Genomic DNA, 17,205 nt, shown 5'->3' on the forward strand with positions numbered 1-17,205 from the left:
GCTACACGCCCGCGTCGAGCGCGCCGAGGCGCGTCCACGCATCGAGCGCCGCCGCCATCTCGGCGTGCTTCTTCGACGTGCCGCTGCCCGTCGTGCGCGTCAACACGTCACCGCGACGCGTCACCGTCACCGTCGCCTCGTAGACGCGATCGTGATCCGGGCCCGTGCCCGTCACCGCGTACACCGGCGCCGTCGCCCCGAGCGCCGTCGCGCGCTCCTGCAGCGACGTCTTCGGATCCATCGCCGCACCGAAGCGATCCGCCTGATCGCGGAGCGGCTCGATGAGCCGCAGCACCAGATCCGTCGCGACGTCGGGACCCGCCGAAAGATACGTCGCCCCGATGACCGCCTCGAGCGTGTCCGCGAGGATCGAGTCCTTGTCGTGACCACCCGTCAGGTGCTCACCACGCCCCAGATGCAGGTAGGCGCCGAGCCCGATACCCCGCGCGATCTCGGCGAGCGCGACCGTCGACACGAGCGCCGCGCGACGCTTCGCGAGCTGCCCCTCGTCGAGTTTCGGATGCGCGCGATACAGCATGACCGTCGTCGCCTGTCCCAGGATCGAGTCCCCCAGGAACTCGAGCCGCTCGTTGTGGCCGATCCCGCCGTGCTCGAACGCGAACGAACGATGCGTGAGCGCGAGATCCAACAGCTCGGGATCGACGACGACCCCGAGGCGTTCCGCCAGCTGTGCCGACGGTGTCGCCTCGGGGTCCTCGATACGCACGTGCGTGTCGCCGGACGCGTTACGCGTCGGCGACCTTGCGGCCCTTGTACTCGTAGTACAGGGGCGTGCCGGCCTGGTCCTCGACGAGCTTCGCGCGGTGCGGGAGGCTGTAGACGACCTTGCCGTTCTCGACGGTCTTGACGAGCGTCGGCACCGACGCCTTCCACTGCGAGCGACGCGAACGCGTGTTCGAGCGGCTCATCTTGCGCTTGGGGAGAGCCATGGGCTCCTACCTCTCTTCATGTCGGATGTTCAGCGCGCCCGCACCTGGCGGCGCACTCCCCCGCGGCCCTACTCGGTGGGCGAGGCGGGTGCGGAATCTGAAGCGTCGAACTGCGTCAGCGCTGCCCAACGGGGGTCCGTGGGTTCCGCCCGATCGGGCAGAGGCTGCTGGAGCTTCTCACCCGTCGCCGGGTCGAGCCCGAGGCAGTCCGGCCGGCAGACCGGCTGGAACGGCAGTGCGAGGACCACCGCGTCGCGAACAGCAGGCTCGAGGTCGACATGGTCGGCCTCCACCACGTATTCGTACGCTTCGTCCCGAGCATACGCGAAGAGCTCCGCGAAATCGACTTCGAGCTCGTCGGTGATGGGTTCGAGGCAGCGGCTGCACTCCCCCGCGAGTTCGACACGCGCATCACCCGAGGCGAGGATCCCGTCGTGCAGGCTCTCCAGTCGCACGTCGACGTGCGCCGTCGATCCCTCGGGGACGGCGATCAGCCCCTCGCCGATGTGTTCGGCGACGGGCAGGTCGAGTTCGAGTTCTCGCATCGTGCCGGGCTTGCCGACGAGCGAGTGGACGTTGACGAGGAAGGGGGATCGAGCCACACGGGCAGTGTACGCGGGACGACGCCGCGAGCGGCGGGCGTCCGCCGACGGCGATCACTCGATCGTCGTGTCCATGTCGCCCTGCAGGTAGTCCTTCACCGCCACCGGGACGTACGGCGACACGTCACCACCGAGCGACGCGACCTGCCGGACGAGCGAACTCGACACGTGCCCGTTCTTCGGGTCCGGCAGCATGAACACGGTCTCCACCCGGGCGAGGTCGCGGTTCACGATCGCCATCGGCGTCTCGTACGCGACGTCGAGCTGCGAGCGGATGCCCTTCACGATGACCCCCGCACCCACGTCCGTGCAGTAGTCGACGAGCAACCCCATCGACCAGCTCGCGACGCGGATGTCACCGCGGATGCCCGCGTCGGAGATCGACTGCTCGATGAGCTCGACGCGACGCGAGATGGGCAGGAGCGCCGTCTTCCCGGGATTGTGGACGACGAGCACGTGCACCTCGTCGAACACGTTCGCCGCACGTGCGATGACGTCGAGATGTCCGAGCGTGACCGGGTCGAAGGACCCGGGGACGACAGCGATCTTGCTCATGCGCACAGCCTACGAGGCGTGAGCGGGCGCGTGCGACCGGTTCGGCCGTGCGGCCAGGATTCTGTCGAATCCGTCACGCGGCACGCCGCGCGAGCCGTTCGCATCGCACAAGCGACCCACCGACCGGCGCTGGCCGACCGATCAACCGCGACGCATCTTGCCGATGAGCGCGACGAGCGCGCCGCCGATCACCGCGACACCACCGATCGCGATCGCGACGATCGCCCAGAGCGGGAGTGCGCGGCCCTCGTCCGCCGCCCCCGCGGCCGCCGTCGGGGTCGCGGTCGGCGTGGCCGGCTCGGGCTCACCGACCGTGAACCCGATCGTTCCCGAGATGGGGTGCCCGTCGCTCGACACGACGCGCCACTCGAGCGAATAGCTCCCGGGTTCGAGCGCCGGCAGCGCGACCGTCACGACCGCACCGTCGAGGGCCGGGACCGTCGGCAGGTCGAGCACTTCACCCGACCCATCCGTGAGGACGAACGCGATCCCGACCTGCTCGATGTCGGCCGAGAACGTCAGCTGGGCCTCCGTCGGCGCCGCCTCGAGCGTCTCGCCGTCCGCGGGCGTCGAGGAGACGAGCTGATCGTGCGCCTGCGCACCCGGCGCCCACGCGATGCCGAGCAGCACGACGGCGAGGGCGAAGAGCGCTCCGAGGGCACTCACTCGGACAGCGGGCTGGACGGCGTACGTGCGCATGTGCGGGAAGGGCTCCTCGTGTCGGACGGCTTCGGCGCCCGGTCGGCCGAAACCGCACCGCGTGCGCCGCCGGTGGCGCACGGCGCGGACGCGCCCACGACCACCGGTCCGCCCGACAGCGTACCCCTGCGCGCGAACCCGCGAGGCGCGCGGTCAGGACTTGCCGAGGAACTCGCGCTGCGCGTCGTGGAGGCGACGGATCGCGGCGGCGAGCGCGGGCACCGAGCGGAGTGCCGGATCGGCGTCCACGAGCGGGCCCGCGACGGCGCGGGCGTCGTCGATGACGTCCGCGTCCTGCACGACCCGCAGCAGCTTGAGCGACGAGCGACCCCCCGATTGGGCCGTCCCGAGCACATCGCCCTCGTGCCGCAGCTCGAGGTCGCGCTGGGCGAGCTCGAAGCCGTCGAGCGTCGACGCGACCGCGTCGACGCGACCGCGTGCCGGGGTGCCCGGCTCGCTCGACGTCACGAGGAGGCACAGCCCGGCGTGCTCCCCCCGCCCCACCCGGCCCCGCAACTGGTGCAGCTGGGAGACGCCGAACCGCTCGGCGTCGAGCACGAGCATGACGCTCGCGTTCGGGACGTTGACGCCGACCTCGATGACGGTCGTCGCGACGAGCAGATCGGTGCGGCCCGCGGCGAACGCGCGCATGACGGCGTCCTTCTCGTCGCTCGGCAACCGCCCGTGCAGCTCAGCGACCGTCCGCCCGCGGAACAGCGGCGACGCACGCAGGAACGCCGCGACCTGCTCGACCGACGCGGGCCCCGGCCCGAACGGCTTCTCGGTGCGGGTGGCGTCGCCGCCGCTCTCGAACCCCTCGGCCGCGATCCCCCGCTCGTTGTCGGCCGCCTCGGCCTCGTCGGCCGACGCGGCGACACCGTCCTCGAGCTCGCCCGCCACGACTGCGGGACACACGATGAACGCCTGTCGACCGCGCGAGAGCTCCTCCGCGACGCGCTCCCAGGCGCGTTCGAGCCATCGCGGATGCTCCGAGGTCCCGACGACGAACGACTCGATCCCCGCGCGACCGCTCGGCAATTGCGCGATCGTCGAGATGTCGAGGTCCCCGAAGACGGTCATGGCGACCGTCCGGGGAATCGGCGTCGCCGTGAGCACGAGCAGGTGCGGCGGCGTACGGCCCTTCGCGCGCAATTGCTCGCGCTGCTCGACGCCGAAGCGGTGCTGCTCGTCGACGACGACGAGCCCCAGGTCGAAGAAGTCGACCCAATCGCTCAGGAGCGCGTGCGTGCCGATCACGAGGCGCGCATCGCCCGTCACGATCCGCAGGAGCGCACGGCGCCGATCGCTCGTCGACATGCCGCCCGTCACGAGCGTGGGCATGAGCTCCGCCGAGAGCTCGGGCCCGAGCATCTCGACGATGGAGCGGTGGTGCTGTGCGGCGAGCACCTCGGTCGGCGCGAGGAGCGCGGACTGACCGCCCGACTCGGCGACCTGCAGCATCGCGCGGACCGCGACGAGCGTCTTGCCCGAACCCACCTCGCCCTGCACGAGCCGGTGCATGGGCACCTCGCCCGCGATGTCGCGTGCGATGTCGTCCCCGACGAGCACCTGATCGCCCGTCCGCTCGAACGGCAGGCGGGCGTCGAGCCGATCGAGGAGGCCGCCGGGAATCGCCTCGCGCGCCGTCGACGGGGTCGCCCGCATCGCCGCGCGCTGTTGCAGGAGCGCAGCCTGCAGCACGAACGCCTCCGTGAAGCGGAGCGCGTCGCGGGCACGGTGCACATCGGCGAAGGTCTCGGGCGAGTGCAGCAGTCGCAGGGCCTCGGCATAACCCATGAGCCCGCGCTCGCGCCGCACCTCGGCCGGCACCGGATCGTCCGGGCCGTCGACCGCGTCGAGCGCCGTCGCGACGAGCGCCGCGATCTTCCAGCTCGTGAACTTCGCCGAGGCGGGGTAGATCGGCATCGGCCGCTCGGCCCATTCGCGCGCCTGCGCCCGGCGGCGCTCGTCAGAACCCGTCGAGGGCGTCGCGGCCGTCGGATCGTCAGGGTCCGCGAAGCCGCGCTCGATGATCTCGTCGAACGCCTGCGCCGTGGGGTCGTCGAGCTGGTACTCGGGGTGCGCGAGCTGGACGACGCCGCGGTACATCGACGTCTTGCCCGCGAACGTGCCGCGCTTGCCCGGCCGGAGCTCGGTCGCCCGCCACGCCTGGTTGAAGAACGTCAGCGTCACGATGCCGCGGCCGTCGGAGATGACGACCTCGAGGATCGACCCGCGACGGTTGCGCATCTTCCGTTCGCGGACGTCCCGCACGTCCGCGACGAGCGTGACGTGCTCGCCGATCGGCAGCTCGTCGATCGCGGTCAGCTCACCGCGCTTCTGGTAGCGGCGCGGGAAATGGTGCAGCAGGTCCGCGACCGTGCGCATGCCGAAGTCCTTCGCGAGCGGCTTCGAGACGCGCGAGCCCACGAGCGCCTCGAGCCCGTCGTCCATCGAGACGCGTTCGCTCACGAGCGGCGTCCAGCGGCGGCCCGTGGGCGGCGCACCCACCGTCGACGGCTCACGAGCGAGGCCGGGGCGAGCACCGCTCGGACGCGCGCGCGCCGCGACGCCTCCTCCCGGATCGCGCGTTCGACGAGCGACACGTCGTCCCAGAGCGCGGCCGGTTCGTCGTCGATCGGATGGTCGGGGCGCGCGAACCGCGCGCGCTCGACGGCGTCCCGCAGGCGTGCAACGGCATCCGCCACCGGGGCCGGGTCGTGCTCCCCCGTCCGCGGGTCGCCGTCGCGCGGCGAACCGAGCGCGACGAGCCTCGCCGCCTGTTTGCTCGGCACCGCCCCACGCGGGATCCTCGCGCCGTGATCGGCGGCCTCGTCGAGCAGCTCCCGCCACGCGACGACGGCGGGCGAATGGTCGGGGTCGTCGTCGACGGCGCCCGCGAGCACCGCGGAACGGCGTCTCGCGCGCAGCGTCGTCCGCGTGATCGCCGGAATCGCGAGCAGGGCGAGCAGCCCGACGAGGACGAGTGCCACGACGCCGAGCACCCCGAACACGGCGGCGGCCGCGATGCCGCCCGCCTCGTCGCCCTCGCCCGTCGACGCATCCGGGGCCCCCGTGTCGCCGGGCGGTGTCGGCTCGGCGATCGTCTCGGTCGGGACGGGCGGGACGTCCGACTCCGCCGGCGGCGGGGTCGTGCCGCCGGGCTCCGACGGATCCGTCTGCACGGGCGTCGGGGTCTGCTCCGGCGACGCGCCGATGGTCTGATCGGGTGCCGCGATGAGCTCGTCCGAGGCGACCGCGACGAGATTCCCGAGGCCGTCCGACGGCGTCGTCTCCAACGGGACCCAGCCGAGTCTGGGCACGTAGAGCTCCGTCCAGGCGTGCAGGTCGTCGCTCGTCACGTTGTAGAGGGTCTGCCCGGCGCTGTTGAGCGCGTACGGTTCGCCGGGTGTGAAGCCGATCTGGATGCGGGTCGGGATGCCGAGCATGCGCCCCATGAGCGCCATCGAGGACGCGAAGTGCACGCAGTACCCGGCCTTCGCCCGCAGGAACGCCACGACCGCGTCGACGTTGGTCCCGTCGAATCCCGCGACGATCGGTGCGGTCTCCGAGTACGTGAACGCACCGCCGCGGAACCACTGCTGCAGTTCGAGGGCCTGTTCGTACGGCGAGGCGCCGGGCGTGACGACCTGGTCGATCACCGCGCGCACGTCCTGGATCGCCGCGACGTCCGGCAGCGTCGTGTACTCCTCGAAGCCCGAGGGCGGCGACGGGTCGATCTGACCGAGCAGATCGGGCGTGAACGACGGGACGAGACTCGTCACCTCATAGCGCTGCTGCAGGGCCTCATCGGCTGCCTCACGAATGTCACCCGTCGCCGGGTCGCGCACGTACTCCGTCGTGAGCCCGTCGATCTGCTGCGCCCGGCCCGGCTGCGGCAGGTAGGCGCTGACCCCCGCCTCGACGAGCACGTTCGTCGTCTGCCGGGTCATCGGCATCGACGGATCGAGGCCCTGCGGGAGGGGCAGATCGGCGCCCTCGACCGCCGTGCCGCCCGCATCGAACGGGGCGGGTGCCCAATCGTTCGACGCGTCGAAGGTGTCGAGCGTCATGAGCGTGAGGTAGGGCAGCGTGCCCTCCGTTCGCGTCGTCGCGTACTGCAGCACGTCCACCGCCTGGCCGCGGCGGAGATCCTGGCCGAGGTCGATGAGCGGATTGACGCGATTCGTCGAGAGCACCGCGGCGGCGTTCGGGGCGAGGCCCGGGATTCCCGTGGGTGCCGGGAGGACGAGCGACGCGACGATCGCGAGCACCGTCCCCGCGGCGACGACCGAGAGCGATCCGAGCAGTCCGCTCGCGCCACGTCGATCGATGAGGGAGCCGGCGTCGAGCAGCTCCTCGTCGGCGATCCGCTGATGCCACACCGACGACGAGTAGAGGTACGAGCCGAACGCGATCGCGAGCAGCAGGTAGGGCCACAGCGGCACGTTCGGGACGCCGAGCGCGACTGGCACGGCGGGGAACGCGAGCACGGGCAGCACGGCCGACACACGGCCGCGGAGCGCGAACACGAAGAAGTCGCACATGATCGCGACGAGGGCGACGAGCGTGAGCACCGCGGCGGTCGTCGCGGGCGTCTCGCTGAGCGGTGGCGCGTCGCTGCCGAGCTGCGTCACGACCGCGACGGCCGTGCGTCCCCAGACGGCGAAGACGTCGCGCGGATCCTCGGGGCCGAGCACCGTCGTGATCGTCGCGAACGACACGACGACGCTCACGATCGCGGGCAGCAGGATCGATCCGGACAGCGACCGGGCGAGTGCCGCCGACCCCAGGACGAGGGAGGCGACGATCGCGGCCGGCCCGAACCAGCCGGCGGAGTCGAAGGCGGGCGCGAGGAGGAACGCGGCGACGAGCACGAGGACGACGAGGCCGGTCGTGACGAGCCAGGACCCCGTCGCACCCGGCTGGTGGCGTCGATCGCGGCCGGTGGGCCGGGGCGCGGGCGCGGGCTTGGCGCCGACCCTCGTGCGCAGTTCGGTCGTCATGCGCGCACCTCCACGCGAGCGGTCCGCCACGGGTCGGGTGCCGACGCGCGCATCGTGACGACCTGCCAGCCGTTCGCGGCGAACCCCGCACGGACGCTCGCGGACGGGGCACGGTCGGACACGAGCACCGCGATCGCCGGGTTCCCGATGAACCCGAGCGATTGCAGCGAGCGCAGGGCCTCCCCGTCGAGCCCGCGATGGACCGCGACGATCGGTGCGCGCCCGAGTCGCTCGGCACGCGTCACGAGCTCGCCCATCGATTCGGGACGGTGCCCCACCGCGGGGTGGCCGTCGGGCTCGGTCCGCATGAGTCGACGCATGACCGGCCCGAGCGGATCCGCCGATGCGACCCGGTGCCCGGTCTCGCCGTCGGTGTCCTCGTTCGTCTCGAAGAGCTCGACCTCGTACCCCAGACCGTGCAGGTGCGCCATGACGGATGCGGCGACCGAGACGGCCTGCTCGAAGGCCGCGTCCACCTTCGCCCCGGCCGTCGGCGACGCCGCGTCCATGACGTCGAAGATGGTCGCCGGTGCTCGCTCGGCCTCGTCCGCCGGGGACGCCGAGGTGTCGAGCACGACGAGCGACGACACCTCCGCGTGGTGCTCCTCCTGCCGGACGCGAAGGTCGCCCGCGCGGGCGGTCGCGCGCCAGTGCACGCGCCGGAGCGCGTCCCCGCGGCGGTAGTCGCGCGTCAGCACGTCGTCGGCGTCACCCGAGGAGGCGATCCCGGTCTCGACCTCGCCGCCGGCCCTCGTGGCGGGCAGTTCGAGCGCCGAGACGTCGTGCACGCGCGGCCAGACCTCGACCTCCTCGGGCTCGCCCACCTGCATGACGCGTCTCGTGAGGCCGAGTCCGTCCGAGTTGTCGAAGTAGAGCGGCCCGAACTCGTGGACGCCGCGCCGCATCGAGTCGATGCCGTAGGCGATGCGCCGCAGTCGCTTGCGCTCGTTCGGGTGCCAGCGCGACGCGATCGCCGGCAGGACGCCCGCGACGCTGCGCCTCGCCGCACCCGGTGTGAGGTCGACGTACGAGACCGGCTCGAGGGCGATGACCGATCGGTTCCGGATCTCCGACACGACGCGGACGCGATCGCCGACCGCGATGGTGCGCGGGAAGATCGAGCGGTCGACCACGATGCGCGGTCGGAAGGCGAGCCGCAGGAGGAACGTCCCGATCGGCATGAGGACGAGGAAGGCGCCGAGCACGAGGAGCTCGGCGCGGCCGAGCAGATACGCCGCGATGAGCAGAATCGCCCCCACGACGACGAGGCCCCACGCCCGGGACGTCGGGCGGAGGCGCTTCGAGACCGGTGTCGGCGCCATACGCTCGACGCTACGCGGCGGTCGGCGCGGGGACGCGCTGCAGGATCTGCGCGACGACGGCCTCGCCGTCGGAACCGCCGGGACGCGAACCTCGCGAGTTGAGGACGAGACGGTGGGCGAAGACGGGCGGCGCGAGCCGCGCGACGTCGTCCGGGACGACGTAGTCGCGACCCGAGACGGCCGCGTTCGCCTTGGCCGCGCCCACGAGGTGCAGGCTCGCCCGTGGGCTCACACCCACGCGCACATCGGGGTGTTCGCGCGTCGCACGTGCGAGGTCGACGACGTACTGTCCCACCGCGGGCGCCATGTAGACGGTCGCCGCGCTCTCGATCATGCGCCGCACGTCGTCCGCCGAGACGACGGGTCGCAGGCGACGCAGCGGGTCTCCCCCGTCGCGCGAGGCGACCATGCCGTACTCGGCCTCTCGGCTCGGGTAGCCCATCGACATGCGCACCATGAAGCGGTCTCGCTGGGCTTCCGGGAGCGCGTACGTGCCCTCCATCTCGGAGGGGTTCTGCGTCGCGAAGACGGTGAACGGCTCGGGGAGCCGGTGCGTCTCGCCGTCGACGGACACCTGCCCCTCGGCCATGCACTCGAGGAGCGCGGACTGCGTCTTGGGCGACGCGCGGTTGATCTCGTCGCCGATGACGACGTTCGCGAACACGGGTCCGGGCTGGAACTCGAACCGTCGGTCGACCTGGTCGTACACGGCGACGCCCGTCACGTCGGACGGCAGGAGGTCGGGCGTGAACTGGATGCGGTTCACGGTCGCGCTCATCGACGCGGCGAGCGTCTTCGCGAGCACCGTCTTGCCGACGCCGGGAACGTCCTCGACGAGCAGGTGGCCGCCCGCGAGGAGCGTGACGAGCGCGAGGTGGATCTGTTCGTCCTTGCCCTCGACGACCGATCGGACGTTCTCGCGCACGAGCCCGACCAATCGTTCGAACTCGGCCGCGTCGAGACGATCCGATCGCCGGGGGGACGCGACGGACGACGAGGTTTCGGTCATGGTGGTCCATCCTCCCACAGGTCAAAGGCACGGGTCACGGTCCGGTAACGCACGCCCGGGGCCTGCGTACCGTCCCATCTTCGCGCACCCCGCCGACACTCGCGCCATCCCCGGACGCCGAACGCTCCGATCGGCCCCGTTCGCGACGCGCCGATCCGCCCCGCGGGGCCGTTCACCGGGCCCGCCCGGGATCCGCGCGGACCGGTGCGGCGCCCCCGGATCACGCGTCCCCGCGGTTAGGCTTGCGGCGTGACACGCATCATCGCCGGCGATGCGAGGGGCGCGGCGATCGCGGTGCCCCCCTCGGGCACGCGCCCGACGAGCGACCGGGTCCGTGAGGCCCTCTTCTCGGCCCTCGAATCGCGCATCGGGCTCGACGGCGCGGACGTCCTCGACCTGTACGCGGGCTCGGGCGCGCTCGGCCTCGAGGCGGCGAGTCGCGGGGCGGCGAACACGGTCTTCGTCGAGCGGGCCCCGAGGGCCGCGAAGCTCCTGCGCGCGAACGTCGGTGCCGTGCGCGACCGCCTCGGTCCCACGCGTCTTCGTGCCACGAGATTCGACGTCGCGACCCAGAGCGTGCGCGCCTTCCTCGAGCGCGACACGGGCCGCTACGACATCGTGTTCGCGGACCCGCCCTACGACCTCGACGGGGACGAGGTCGACGTCGTTCTCGAGGGCCTCGTCGATCGCCTGCGCCCCGTCGGGACGATCGTGTTCGAGCGCAGCAGCCGCTCCCCCGAGCCGTCCGTCCCCGACGGGCTCGTCCTCGATCGCGCGAAGCGGTACGGCGAGACCGTCCTGTACTTCTACGAGCCCCGCGTCCCCGACGAGCAGCCCACCGCACCGCTCCAGGGGCTCCCCTTCGGCGTCCGCTGATCGCGGGCCCGGCGGGGTGCCGCGTCAGCCGTCGCCCCGCGTGCGCGCTCCCGGCGCCGTGTAGGGGTCCCAGCCGCCGAGCACACGCGGTTCGCCCCCGACCGTCACGCGTGCCCCGTCGGCGTCGGGCACGAATCCCGCGGCGCGTTCGGCCGGTGTCCGCCGATCCTCGACCGTGCCCGTGACCCGCCCGACGGCGTGGAAGGGTGCCGGCAGCTCCGTGCCGGGCGGGAACGACGCGAGCAGCGAGTGGTCCTCGCCACCACCGAGCACGAGGTCGAGCGCCCACGCGTCGAGTTCCCCCGCACCGAGCTCGGGTGCGGCGAGGCGGAGCGCGTCGCGGCTCGCCGCGACGTCGTCGGCGAACGCGGACGGATCGAGATCGACGGTGACGCCCGATGCGCGCGCGAGGCGCGCGGCGTCGAGGGCCAGTCCGTCCGAGACGTCGAGCATCGCGCTCGCGCCCGCCTCGCGCGCCGCGGCGCCCGCGAGCACGGGCGCGACCGGCGCGAGGTGCTGATCGACGACCGCGGCGGCGGCCGGACCGAGCGCGCGCAACCGGTCGGGCACGCTGCCGAGGGGCGGCTCGCCGTCCGGATCCGCGTCGGCACGCAGGAGGAGCGCGAGGCCCGTGGCGCTCCGGCCCGCGGCACCCGCGAGTGCCAGGACGTCGCCCGGTGCCGCGCCGCTGCGCCGCACCGGCGCGCCGTCGTCGAGATCACCGAACGCCGTGACCGAGACGAGGACGCGCTCGCCGCGCGACAGATCGCCGCCGACGACGTGGGCGCCGGGTACGAGCTCGTCGATCGCATCGCGCAGCCCGCGCGCGAAGCCCTCGACCCATGCGAGCGGTGTCGTCCCGGGAACCGCGAGGCCGATGACGAACGAGGTCGGCGTCGCACCCATCGCGGCGACGTCGGACGCGTTCGACACGATCGCCTTCGCCCCGAGCTCCTCCGGGCGCGACCAGAACCTGCGGAAGTCCGGCACCTCGACCATGAGGTCGGTCGTCACGACGAACCGGCCGTCGGGCGCCGGGACGACGGCCGCGTCGTCCCCCGCGCCGAGGACGTCGTCCGGTGGTTCCGGCAACACGGACAGCACCCGACGGAGCGTCTCCAGTTCGCCCGCCTCGCCGACCGTGCGCGCTCCGTCGTCCGCCGTCCGTTCGTGCATCCCCACACGATAGCCTCGTGACGACATGTCAACGCTGCTCCGCCGCCTCGTCGCGGCCCCGGTCCTGCTCGTCGCCGCCGTCGCCCTCAGCGGCTGTCAGGGCGCGTCCGTCCCGACGCACGCCGCGCCGCTCGCCGCGGCGCCCGAGTGCGCCGAGGTGAGCGTGCGCCTCCCCGAGACCGTCGACGGGCTCCGCCTGCGGCTCACGAACGCCCAGGCGACGGGGGCCTGGGGCGATCCCGCGAGCGTCATCCTGCGCTGCGGGGTCGAGTCGCCCGGCCCCTCCACCGAGCGGTGCGTGAGCCTCGACGGCGTCGACTGGATCGAGGACGCCTCGAAGGCACCGACGTACCTCTACACGAGCTACGGTCGCACGCCGGCCGTCGAGGTGCTCATCGACACCTCGGCGGATCCGTCGATCTCCGGCACCGCCGTGCTCATGGACCTCAAGGACGCCGTCACACGGCTGCCGGAGACGAGCGGCTGCGTGGGTGCGGACGACCTGCTCGAGGTGCCCGCCGACGCGACGCCGACGCCCACCGGCACCGACCCGGTCGGCACCGAACCAACCGGGACCGGACCCAGCACGACGCCGTGAGGCGTCCCCCGCGCCGTCAGGCGCGCGTGTCGGTGCCCTCGGCGGCGTGCGCGAGCGCGACCTCGATGAGCTCCGTGATGAGCTCGGGGTAGCTGAGGCCCGAGGCCTGCCAGCACTTCGGGAACATCGAGATGGGCGTGAAGCCCGGCATCGTGTTGACCTCGTTGATGACGAAGCCGTCGTCCGTGAGGAAGCAGTCGACGCGGGCGAGTCCGGCCGCGCCGAGCGCCTCGAACGCGCGCACACCGAGGTCCTGCAGCTCCGCGAGCCGCCGTTCGTCGAGATCGGCCGGGCACACGAGGTCGACACCGTCGGCGCCGAGGTACTTCGCGGCGAAGTCGTAGAACTCGACGCCCGTCATGACGATCTCGCCGCCGACCGACGCGCGCGCCCGTTCGCCGGGGCGCGACTCGAGCACGGCCACCTCGACCTCGCGACCGGTGATCGCGCCCTCGACGAGCACGTGGTCGTCCTCCGCGAACGCGATGCGCATCGCCTCCGCGAACTCCCCCGCGGAGTGGACCTTGCTGACCCCGACGCTCGAGCCCGCGCGGGCGGGCTTGACGAACACGGGCAGGCCGAGCGCCGTGAGCGCGTCGTCGCGCACCGCATCGGGTGCCGCGTCCCAGCGGTGGCGCGTGACCGTGACGCCGTCGCCGACCCGCAGTCCGGCATCGCGCAGCACGATCTTCGTGAAGTGCTTGTCCATCGCGACGCTCGCCGCGAGGACGCCCGAGCCGACGAACGGGAGCCCGACGAGTTCGAGCAGGCCCTGCACCGTGCCGTCCTCACCGAACGGTCCGTGCAGGATGGGGAAGACGAGGTCGACCTCGCCGAGGTCGATCGTCGCGGGTTCGCCCGTCGCGTCGGTCCCGCTCACCCGCACGGTGCGGCTGCGCACCGAGTCGGGCAGGTGCACGCGCGTGCCGTTGTCGGTGATCTCCGGCAGGTTCTCCGGGTCGAGCGCGAGCGCGGCGGGATCGTCGTCCTCGAGCACCCACGCGCCCTCGCGCGTGATGCCGACGGGGACGACGCGGTACCGCTCCCGGTCGATCGCGCCGAGCACGCCGCCCGCCGTCGCGCAGCTGATCGTGTGCTCGCTCGAGCGGCCGCCGAACACCACCATCACGGTCGTCCGACCGTCGCCCGCGCCGATCGCGGCGGGATCGGCGGCGAGTTTCGCGAACGTGGTGCCCTGTGTCATTGGTCATTCCCCCCGGGGAGTGTCGTGGTCGTCCGACGTCGCGAGGTGCGGCGCGAGTCGTGCTGGGTCGAGCGTGCCGAGCAGCACGTCCTGGATCTGCTGCGAGATCGGCATCGACACGCCGCGCTCGGCGGCGAGCGCGAGGACGGGCCCGACGGAGCGCAGTCCCTCGGCCGTCTGCTCCATGCGGTGCACGACCTCCTGGAACGCGTAGCCCTGGCCGAGCAGTCGGCCGGCGGTGAAGTTGCGCGACATGGGCGACTCGCACGTCGCGATGAGGTCGCCGAGCCCCGCGAGACCGATCATCGTCTCGGGCCGCGCGCCCATCGCGACCGCGAAGTCGGTGATCTCCGCGAGTCCGCGCGTCATGACCGAGGCCTTCGTGTTCTCGCCGTAGCCGACGCCGTCGACGATGCCGACCGCGATCGCGATGAGGTTCTTCAGCACGCCACCGAACTCGGTGCCGATGACGTCGAGGTTCACGAACGAACGCAGGTAGGCGTTGCGCGCGACCCGGGCGACGCGGACGGCGGTCGCCTCGAGCGGTGAGGCGATCACGATCGCGGTGGGCTGCTCGCGCGCGATCTCGAGCGCGATGTTCGGACCGGAGGCGACGGCGACGAGGCCCTCCTCGACCCCCGCGACCTCGTGCACGAGCTGCGACATGCGCGATCCCGTCGAGCGTTCGACGCCCTTCATGAGCGAGACGACGACCGTGCCCGGCGCGAGCATCGGGCGGAGCGTCTCGAGGAGTTCCCGCGCGGTCTGTGCGGGCACCGACAGGAAGACGATCGTGGCGCCCGCGACCGCCTCCCCCAGGTCGGACGTCGCACGCAGCGTCGGCGGCAGGTTGACGCCCGCGAGGTAGCGCGTGTTGCGGTGCGCGTCGTTGATCTCGACGGCCGACTCGGGCCGGCGCACCCACATGACGACGTCGTGGCCCGCGTCGGCGAGCACCTTCGCGAACGTCGTGCCCCAGCTCCCGCCACCGAGCACGACGAGCCGCTCCGCGCGCTCGCGCGGCACCGCGCCGACGATGCCGATCTCGGTCGTCGGCGGGTAGTACTCGCTCACGACGCGGCGGGCCCGTCGCCCGTCAGGCGACGTCCGTGTTCGGTCTGCCCGTGCTTCGCGGGATCCCACTGCTCCGCGGGCGCCGTCGCGCCGCGCACGGTCTCGAGGAGCCCCGTGATCTCGCCCATGAGCTCGGCGGTCGCCGCGTTCATGGCCGACGCGCTCGTGCGCCGCTCGAGGTACTGCGAGAGATCCATCGGCTCACCGATGCGCACCGCGATGCGCGCGCGGAACGTCGGACGGAACTTCCCGTAGCGGGGCAGCACCGCCTCGGCACCCCACTGCGCGCACGGGTACACGGGCAGGTTCTCGGCGAGCGCGACGCGGATCGCGCCGTTCTTGCCGCGCATGGGCCACAGATCGGGTTCGCGCGTGAGCGTGCCCTCGGGGTAGACGATGACGCCCGACCCCGTCTCGACGAGGTGGCGGGCCGCGTCGATCGCGCTCTGGTTGCCCTGGCGGGGATCCCGCGTCACGGGGATCTGTCCGGACCACTTCAGGAGCGCACCGATGACGGGCACGCGGAAGAGGGACTCCTTGGCCATGAACCGCGGCGCGCGACCGAGCTTCCACACGGCAATGCCGATGAGGAGCGGGTCGATCTCGCTGTTGTGGTTCGGCGCCAGGATGAACGGCCCCGTCTCGGGCAGCTTCCCCCGGATGTCGAAGCGCCACAGGATGCTCGCGGGCGGCAGGGCGATCGCCGCGAGGAGCCAGAAGATGCTCGGGCGTCGTTTCTCGGCGCTCATCGGCTCAGCCCTCGACCGTGAAATCGGCTCCCAGCTGTTCCAGCTTCTGGATGAAGTTCTCGTAGCCTCGCGAGATGATGCCGACGTTCGAGACCGTGGACGTACCCTCCGCGGCGAGCGCCGCGATGAGGTGGCTGAATCCGCCGCGCAGATCCGGCACCTCGATGTTCGCGCCGTGCAGCTTCGTGGGCCCGGAGATGATCGCCGAGTGGAGGAAGTTCTGCTGGCCGAAGCGGCAGTACTGGCCGCCGAGGCACTCGCGGTGCAGCTCGATGTCGGCGCCCATCTCGACGAGGGCGTCGGTGAACCCGAAGCGCTGCTCGTAGACCGTCTCGTGCACGATCGACGTGCCGTGCGCCTGCGTGAGCGCGACGACGAGCGGCTGCTGCCAGTCGGTCATGAAGCCGGGGTGCACGTCCGTCTCGATGACGACGGGCTTGAGCTCGCCTCCCGGGTGGAAGAAGCGGATGCCGTCGTCCTCGATCTCGAACGCGCCACCGGCCTTGCGGAACACGTTGAGGAACGTGAGCATCTCGCCCTGGCGCGCACCGCCGACGAAGATGTCGCCCTTCGTGACGAGCGCCGCCGACGCCCAGCTCGCGGCCTCGTTGCGGTCGAACAGCGCCCGGTGCGAGTAGCCCGTGAGCCGGTCGACGCCCTCGATGCGGATGACGCGATCGGCGTCGACCGAGATGATCGCGCCCATCTTCTGCAGGATGTTGATGAGATCCATGATCTCGGGCTCGATCGCCGCGTTGCGCAGCTCCGTGCGGCCCTTCGCGCGCACGGCCGTGAGCAGCACCTGCTCGGTCGCGCCGACCGAGGGGTACGGCAGCTCGACCTTCGCGCCCGTCAGGCCGTTCGGGGCGTGCATGCGGATGCCCTCGGAGAGCTTCTGGATGTCGGCGCCGAAGTTGCGCAGCACCTCGAGGTGGAAGTCGATCGGCCGGTCACCGATGCGGCAGCCGCCGAGGTCGGGGATGAACGCCTCTCCGAGCCGGTGCAGGAGCGGGCCGCAGAAGAGGATCGGGATGCGGCTCGAACCCGCGTGCGCGTTGATCTCGGCCATGTGCGCGCGCTCGACGTTCGAGGGGTCGAGGTGCAGATCGCCCGTCTCGGTGTCGCGCTCGATCTTGACGCCGTGGAGCTCGAGCAGGCCCGAGACGACTCGGACGTCCGAGATGTCGGGCACCTGGCGCAGCAGGCTCGGCTCCTCGCCCAGGAGGGCGGCGACCATCGCCTTCGTGACGAGGTTCTTGGCGCCGCGGACCTCGATGCGGCCCTTGAGCGGCCGTCCGCCGCGGAACGTGATGCGGTCTCCGTCGAGGCCGACGGAGGCGCCCGCGCGTGCGGCGTCCTGGGTGAGCGTGCTCAACTGGTTGTCC

At 72.2% G+C, this 17,205-nt stretch carries 16 protein-coding genes; 2 read left to right on the top strand and 14 right to left on the bottom strand.

The annotated features are described in order from the left end of the window. Position 1: 1 nt before the first annotated feature. The 9 genes from rnc to HNR16_RS11190 form a co-directional block, all read right to left on the bottom strand. Complete coding sequence (gene rnc / locus HNR16_RS11150; RefSeq protein WP_225737782.1) at positions 2 to 727, bottom strand: ribonuclease III; 726 nt, start codon at positions 725 to 727, stop codon at positions 2 to 4. A 19-nt stretch (positions 728 to 746) separates the two neighbouring features. Continuing rightward, the gene (gene rpmF / locus HNR16_RS11155) at positions 747 to 950 is read right to left on the bottom strand and encodes a 50S ribosomal protein L32 (RefSeq protein ID WP_158039795.1); all 204 of its coding nucleotides are present in this window, start codon (positions 948 to 950) and stop codon (positions 747 to 749) included. Positions 951 to 1,018: 68 nt separating this feature from the next. Further along, on the bottom strand, positions 1,019 to 1,552 hold the full coding sequence (locus tag HNR16_RS11160; RefSeq protein ID WP_225737783.1) for a YceD family protein: 534 nt from the start codon (positions 1,550 to 1,552) through the stop codon (positions 1,019 to 1,021). Positions 1,553 to 1,606: 54 nt separating this feature from the next. Continuing rightward, positions 1,607 to 2,107, bottom strand: coding sequence for a pantetheine-phosphate adenylyltransferase (coaD, locus tag HNR16_RS11165; protein ID WP_158039796.1), 501 nt, complete (start codon positions 2,105 to 2,107; stop codon positions 1,607 to 1,609). Between the two features lie 141 nt (positions 2,108 to 2,248). Then, positions 2,249 to 2,806 carry a copper resistance CopC family protein gene (locus HNR16_RS11170; RefSeq protein ID WP_158039797.1) on the bottom strand — a complete coding sequence of 186 codons (558 nt, stop codon included), beginning with the start codon at positions 2,804 to 2,806 and terminating at the stop codon, positions 2,249 to 2,251. A gap of 153 nt (positions 2,807 to 2,959) precedes the next feature. Beyond that, positions 2,960 to 5,260 (bottom strand): ATP-dependent DNA helicase RecG, encoded by a 2,301-nt coding sequence (locus tag HNR16_RS11175; protein WP_158039885.1) that lies wholly within the window; start codon positions 5,258 to 5,260, stop codon positions 2,960 to 2,962. Positions 5,261 to 5,274: 14 nt separating this feature from the next. Next, positions 5,275 to 7,812 carry a transglutaminase TgpA family protein gene (locus HNR16_RS11180; protein WP_158039798.1) on the bottom strand — a complete coding sequence of 846 codons (2,538 nt, stop codon included), beginning with the start codon at positions 7,810 to 7,812 and terminating at the stop codon, positions 5,275 to 5,277. Then, on the bottom strand, positions 7,809 to 9,134 hold the full coding sequence (locus HNR16_RS11185) for a DUF58 domain-containing protein (RefSeq protein WP_158039799.1): 1,326 nt from the start codon (positions 9,132 to 9,134) through the stop codon (positions 7,809 to 7,811). The genes HNR16_RS11180 and HNR16_RS11185 overlap by 4 nt, the downstream gene beginning before the upstream one ends. Positions 9,135 to 9,144: 10 nt before the next feature. Beyond that, entirely contained in the window at positions 9,145 to 10,143 is a 999-nt protein-coding gene (locus tag HNR16_RS11190; RefSeq protein WP_158039800.1) for an AAA family ATPase, read from the bottom strand. A gap of 249 nt (positions 10,144 to 10,392) precedes the next feature. On the opposite strand from HNR16_RS11190, the gene rsmD reads away from it, so the two are divergent. After that, complete coding sequence (rsmD, locus tag HNR16_RS11195) at positions 10,393 to 11,019, top strand: 16S rRNA (guanine(966)-N(2))-methyltransferase RsmD (protein ID WP_158039801.1); 627 nt, start codon at positions 10,393 to 10,395, stop codon at positions 11,017 to 11,019. Between the two features lie 24 nt (positions 11,020 to 11,043). On the opposite strand, the gene thiL is transcribed toward rsmD, so the two are convergent. Further along, positions 11,044 to 12,195 (bottom strand): thiamine-phosphate kinase, encoded by a 1,152-nt coding sequence (thiL, locus tag HNR16_RS11200; protein ID WP_158039802.1) that lies wholly within the window; start codon positions 12,193 to 12,195, stop codon positions 11,044 to 11,046. A gap of 25 nt (positions 12,196 to 12,220) precedes the next feature. Between thiL and HNR16_RS11205 the strand changes: the two genes are divergently transcribed. Continuing rightward, a complete protein-coding gene (locus HNR16_RS11205; RefSeq protein WP_158039803.1) occupies positions 12,221 to 12,793 on the top strand; it encodes a DUF3515 family protein in 573 nt (190 codons plus the stop codon). A 16-nt stretch (positions 12,794 to 12,809) separates the two neighbouring features. Here HNR16_RS11205 and HNR16_RS11210 read toward each other — a convergent pair whose 3' ends face one another. The 4 genes from HNR16_RS11210 to murA all read right to left on the bottom strand — a co-directional run bounded on the left by HNR16_RS11210 (position 12,810) and on the right by murA (position 17,195). Further along, positions 12,810 to 13,919: a D-alanine--D-alanine ligase family protein gene (locus tag HNR16_RS11210; RefSeq protein ID WP_225737794.1), complete on the bottom strand. Its 1,110-nt coding sequence runs from the start codon at positions 13,917 to 13,919 to the stop codon at positions 12,810 to 12,812. 81 nt (positions 13,920 to 14,000) lie between these two features. Beyond that, positions 14,001 to 15,071 (bottom strand): NAD(P)H-dependent glycerol-3-phosphate dehydrogenase, encoded by a 1,071-nt coding sequence (locus tag HNR16_RS11215; protein ID WP_158039805.1) that lies wholly within the window; start codon positions 15,069 to 15,071, stop codon positions 14,001 to 14,003. Next, a complete protein-coding gene (locus tag HNR16_RS11220; RefSeq protein ID WP_158039806.1) occupies positions 15,068 to 15,820 on the bottom strand; it encodes a lysophospholipid acyltransferase family protein in 753 nt (250 codons plus the stop codon). Before HNR16_RS11220 ends, HNR16_RS11215 begins: the two co-directional genes overlap by 4 nt. Positions 15,821 to 15,824: 4 nt before the next feature. Then, a complete protein-coding gene (gene murA, locus HNR16_RS11225) occupies positions 15,825 to 17,195 on the bottom strand; it encodes a UDP-N-acetylglucosamine 1-carboxyvinyltransferase (RefSeq protein ID WP_158039807.1) in 1,371 nt (456 codons plus the stop codon). Positions 17,196 to 17,205 lie beyond the last annotated feature (10 nt).

Source organism: Pseudoclavibacter chungangensis, assembly GCF_013410545.1.
Taxonomy (GTDB): Bacteria; Actinomycetota; Actinomycetes; order Actinomycetales; family Microbacteriaceae; genus Pseudoclavibacter; species Pseudoclavibacter chungangensis.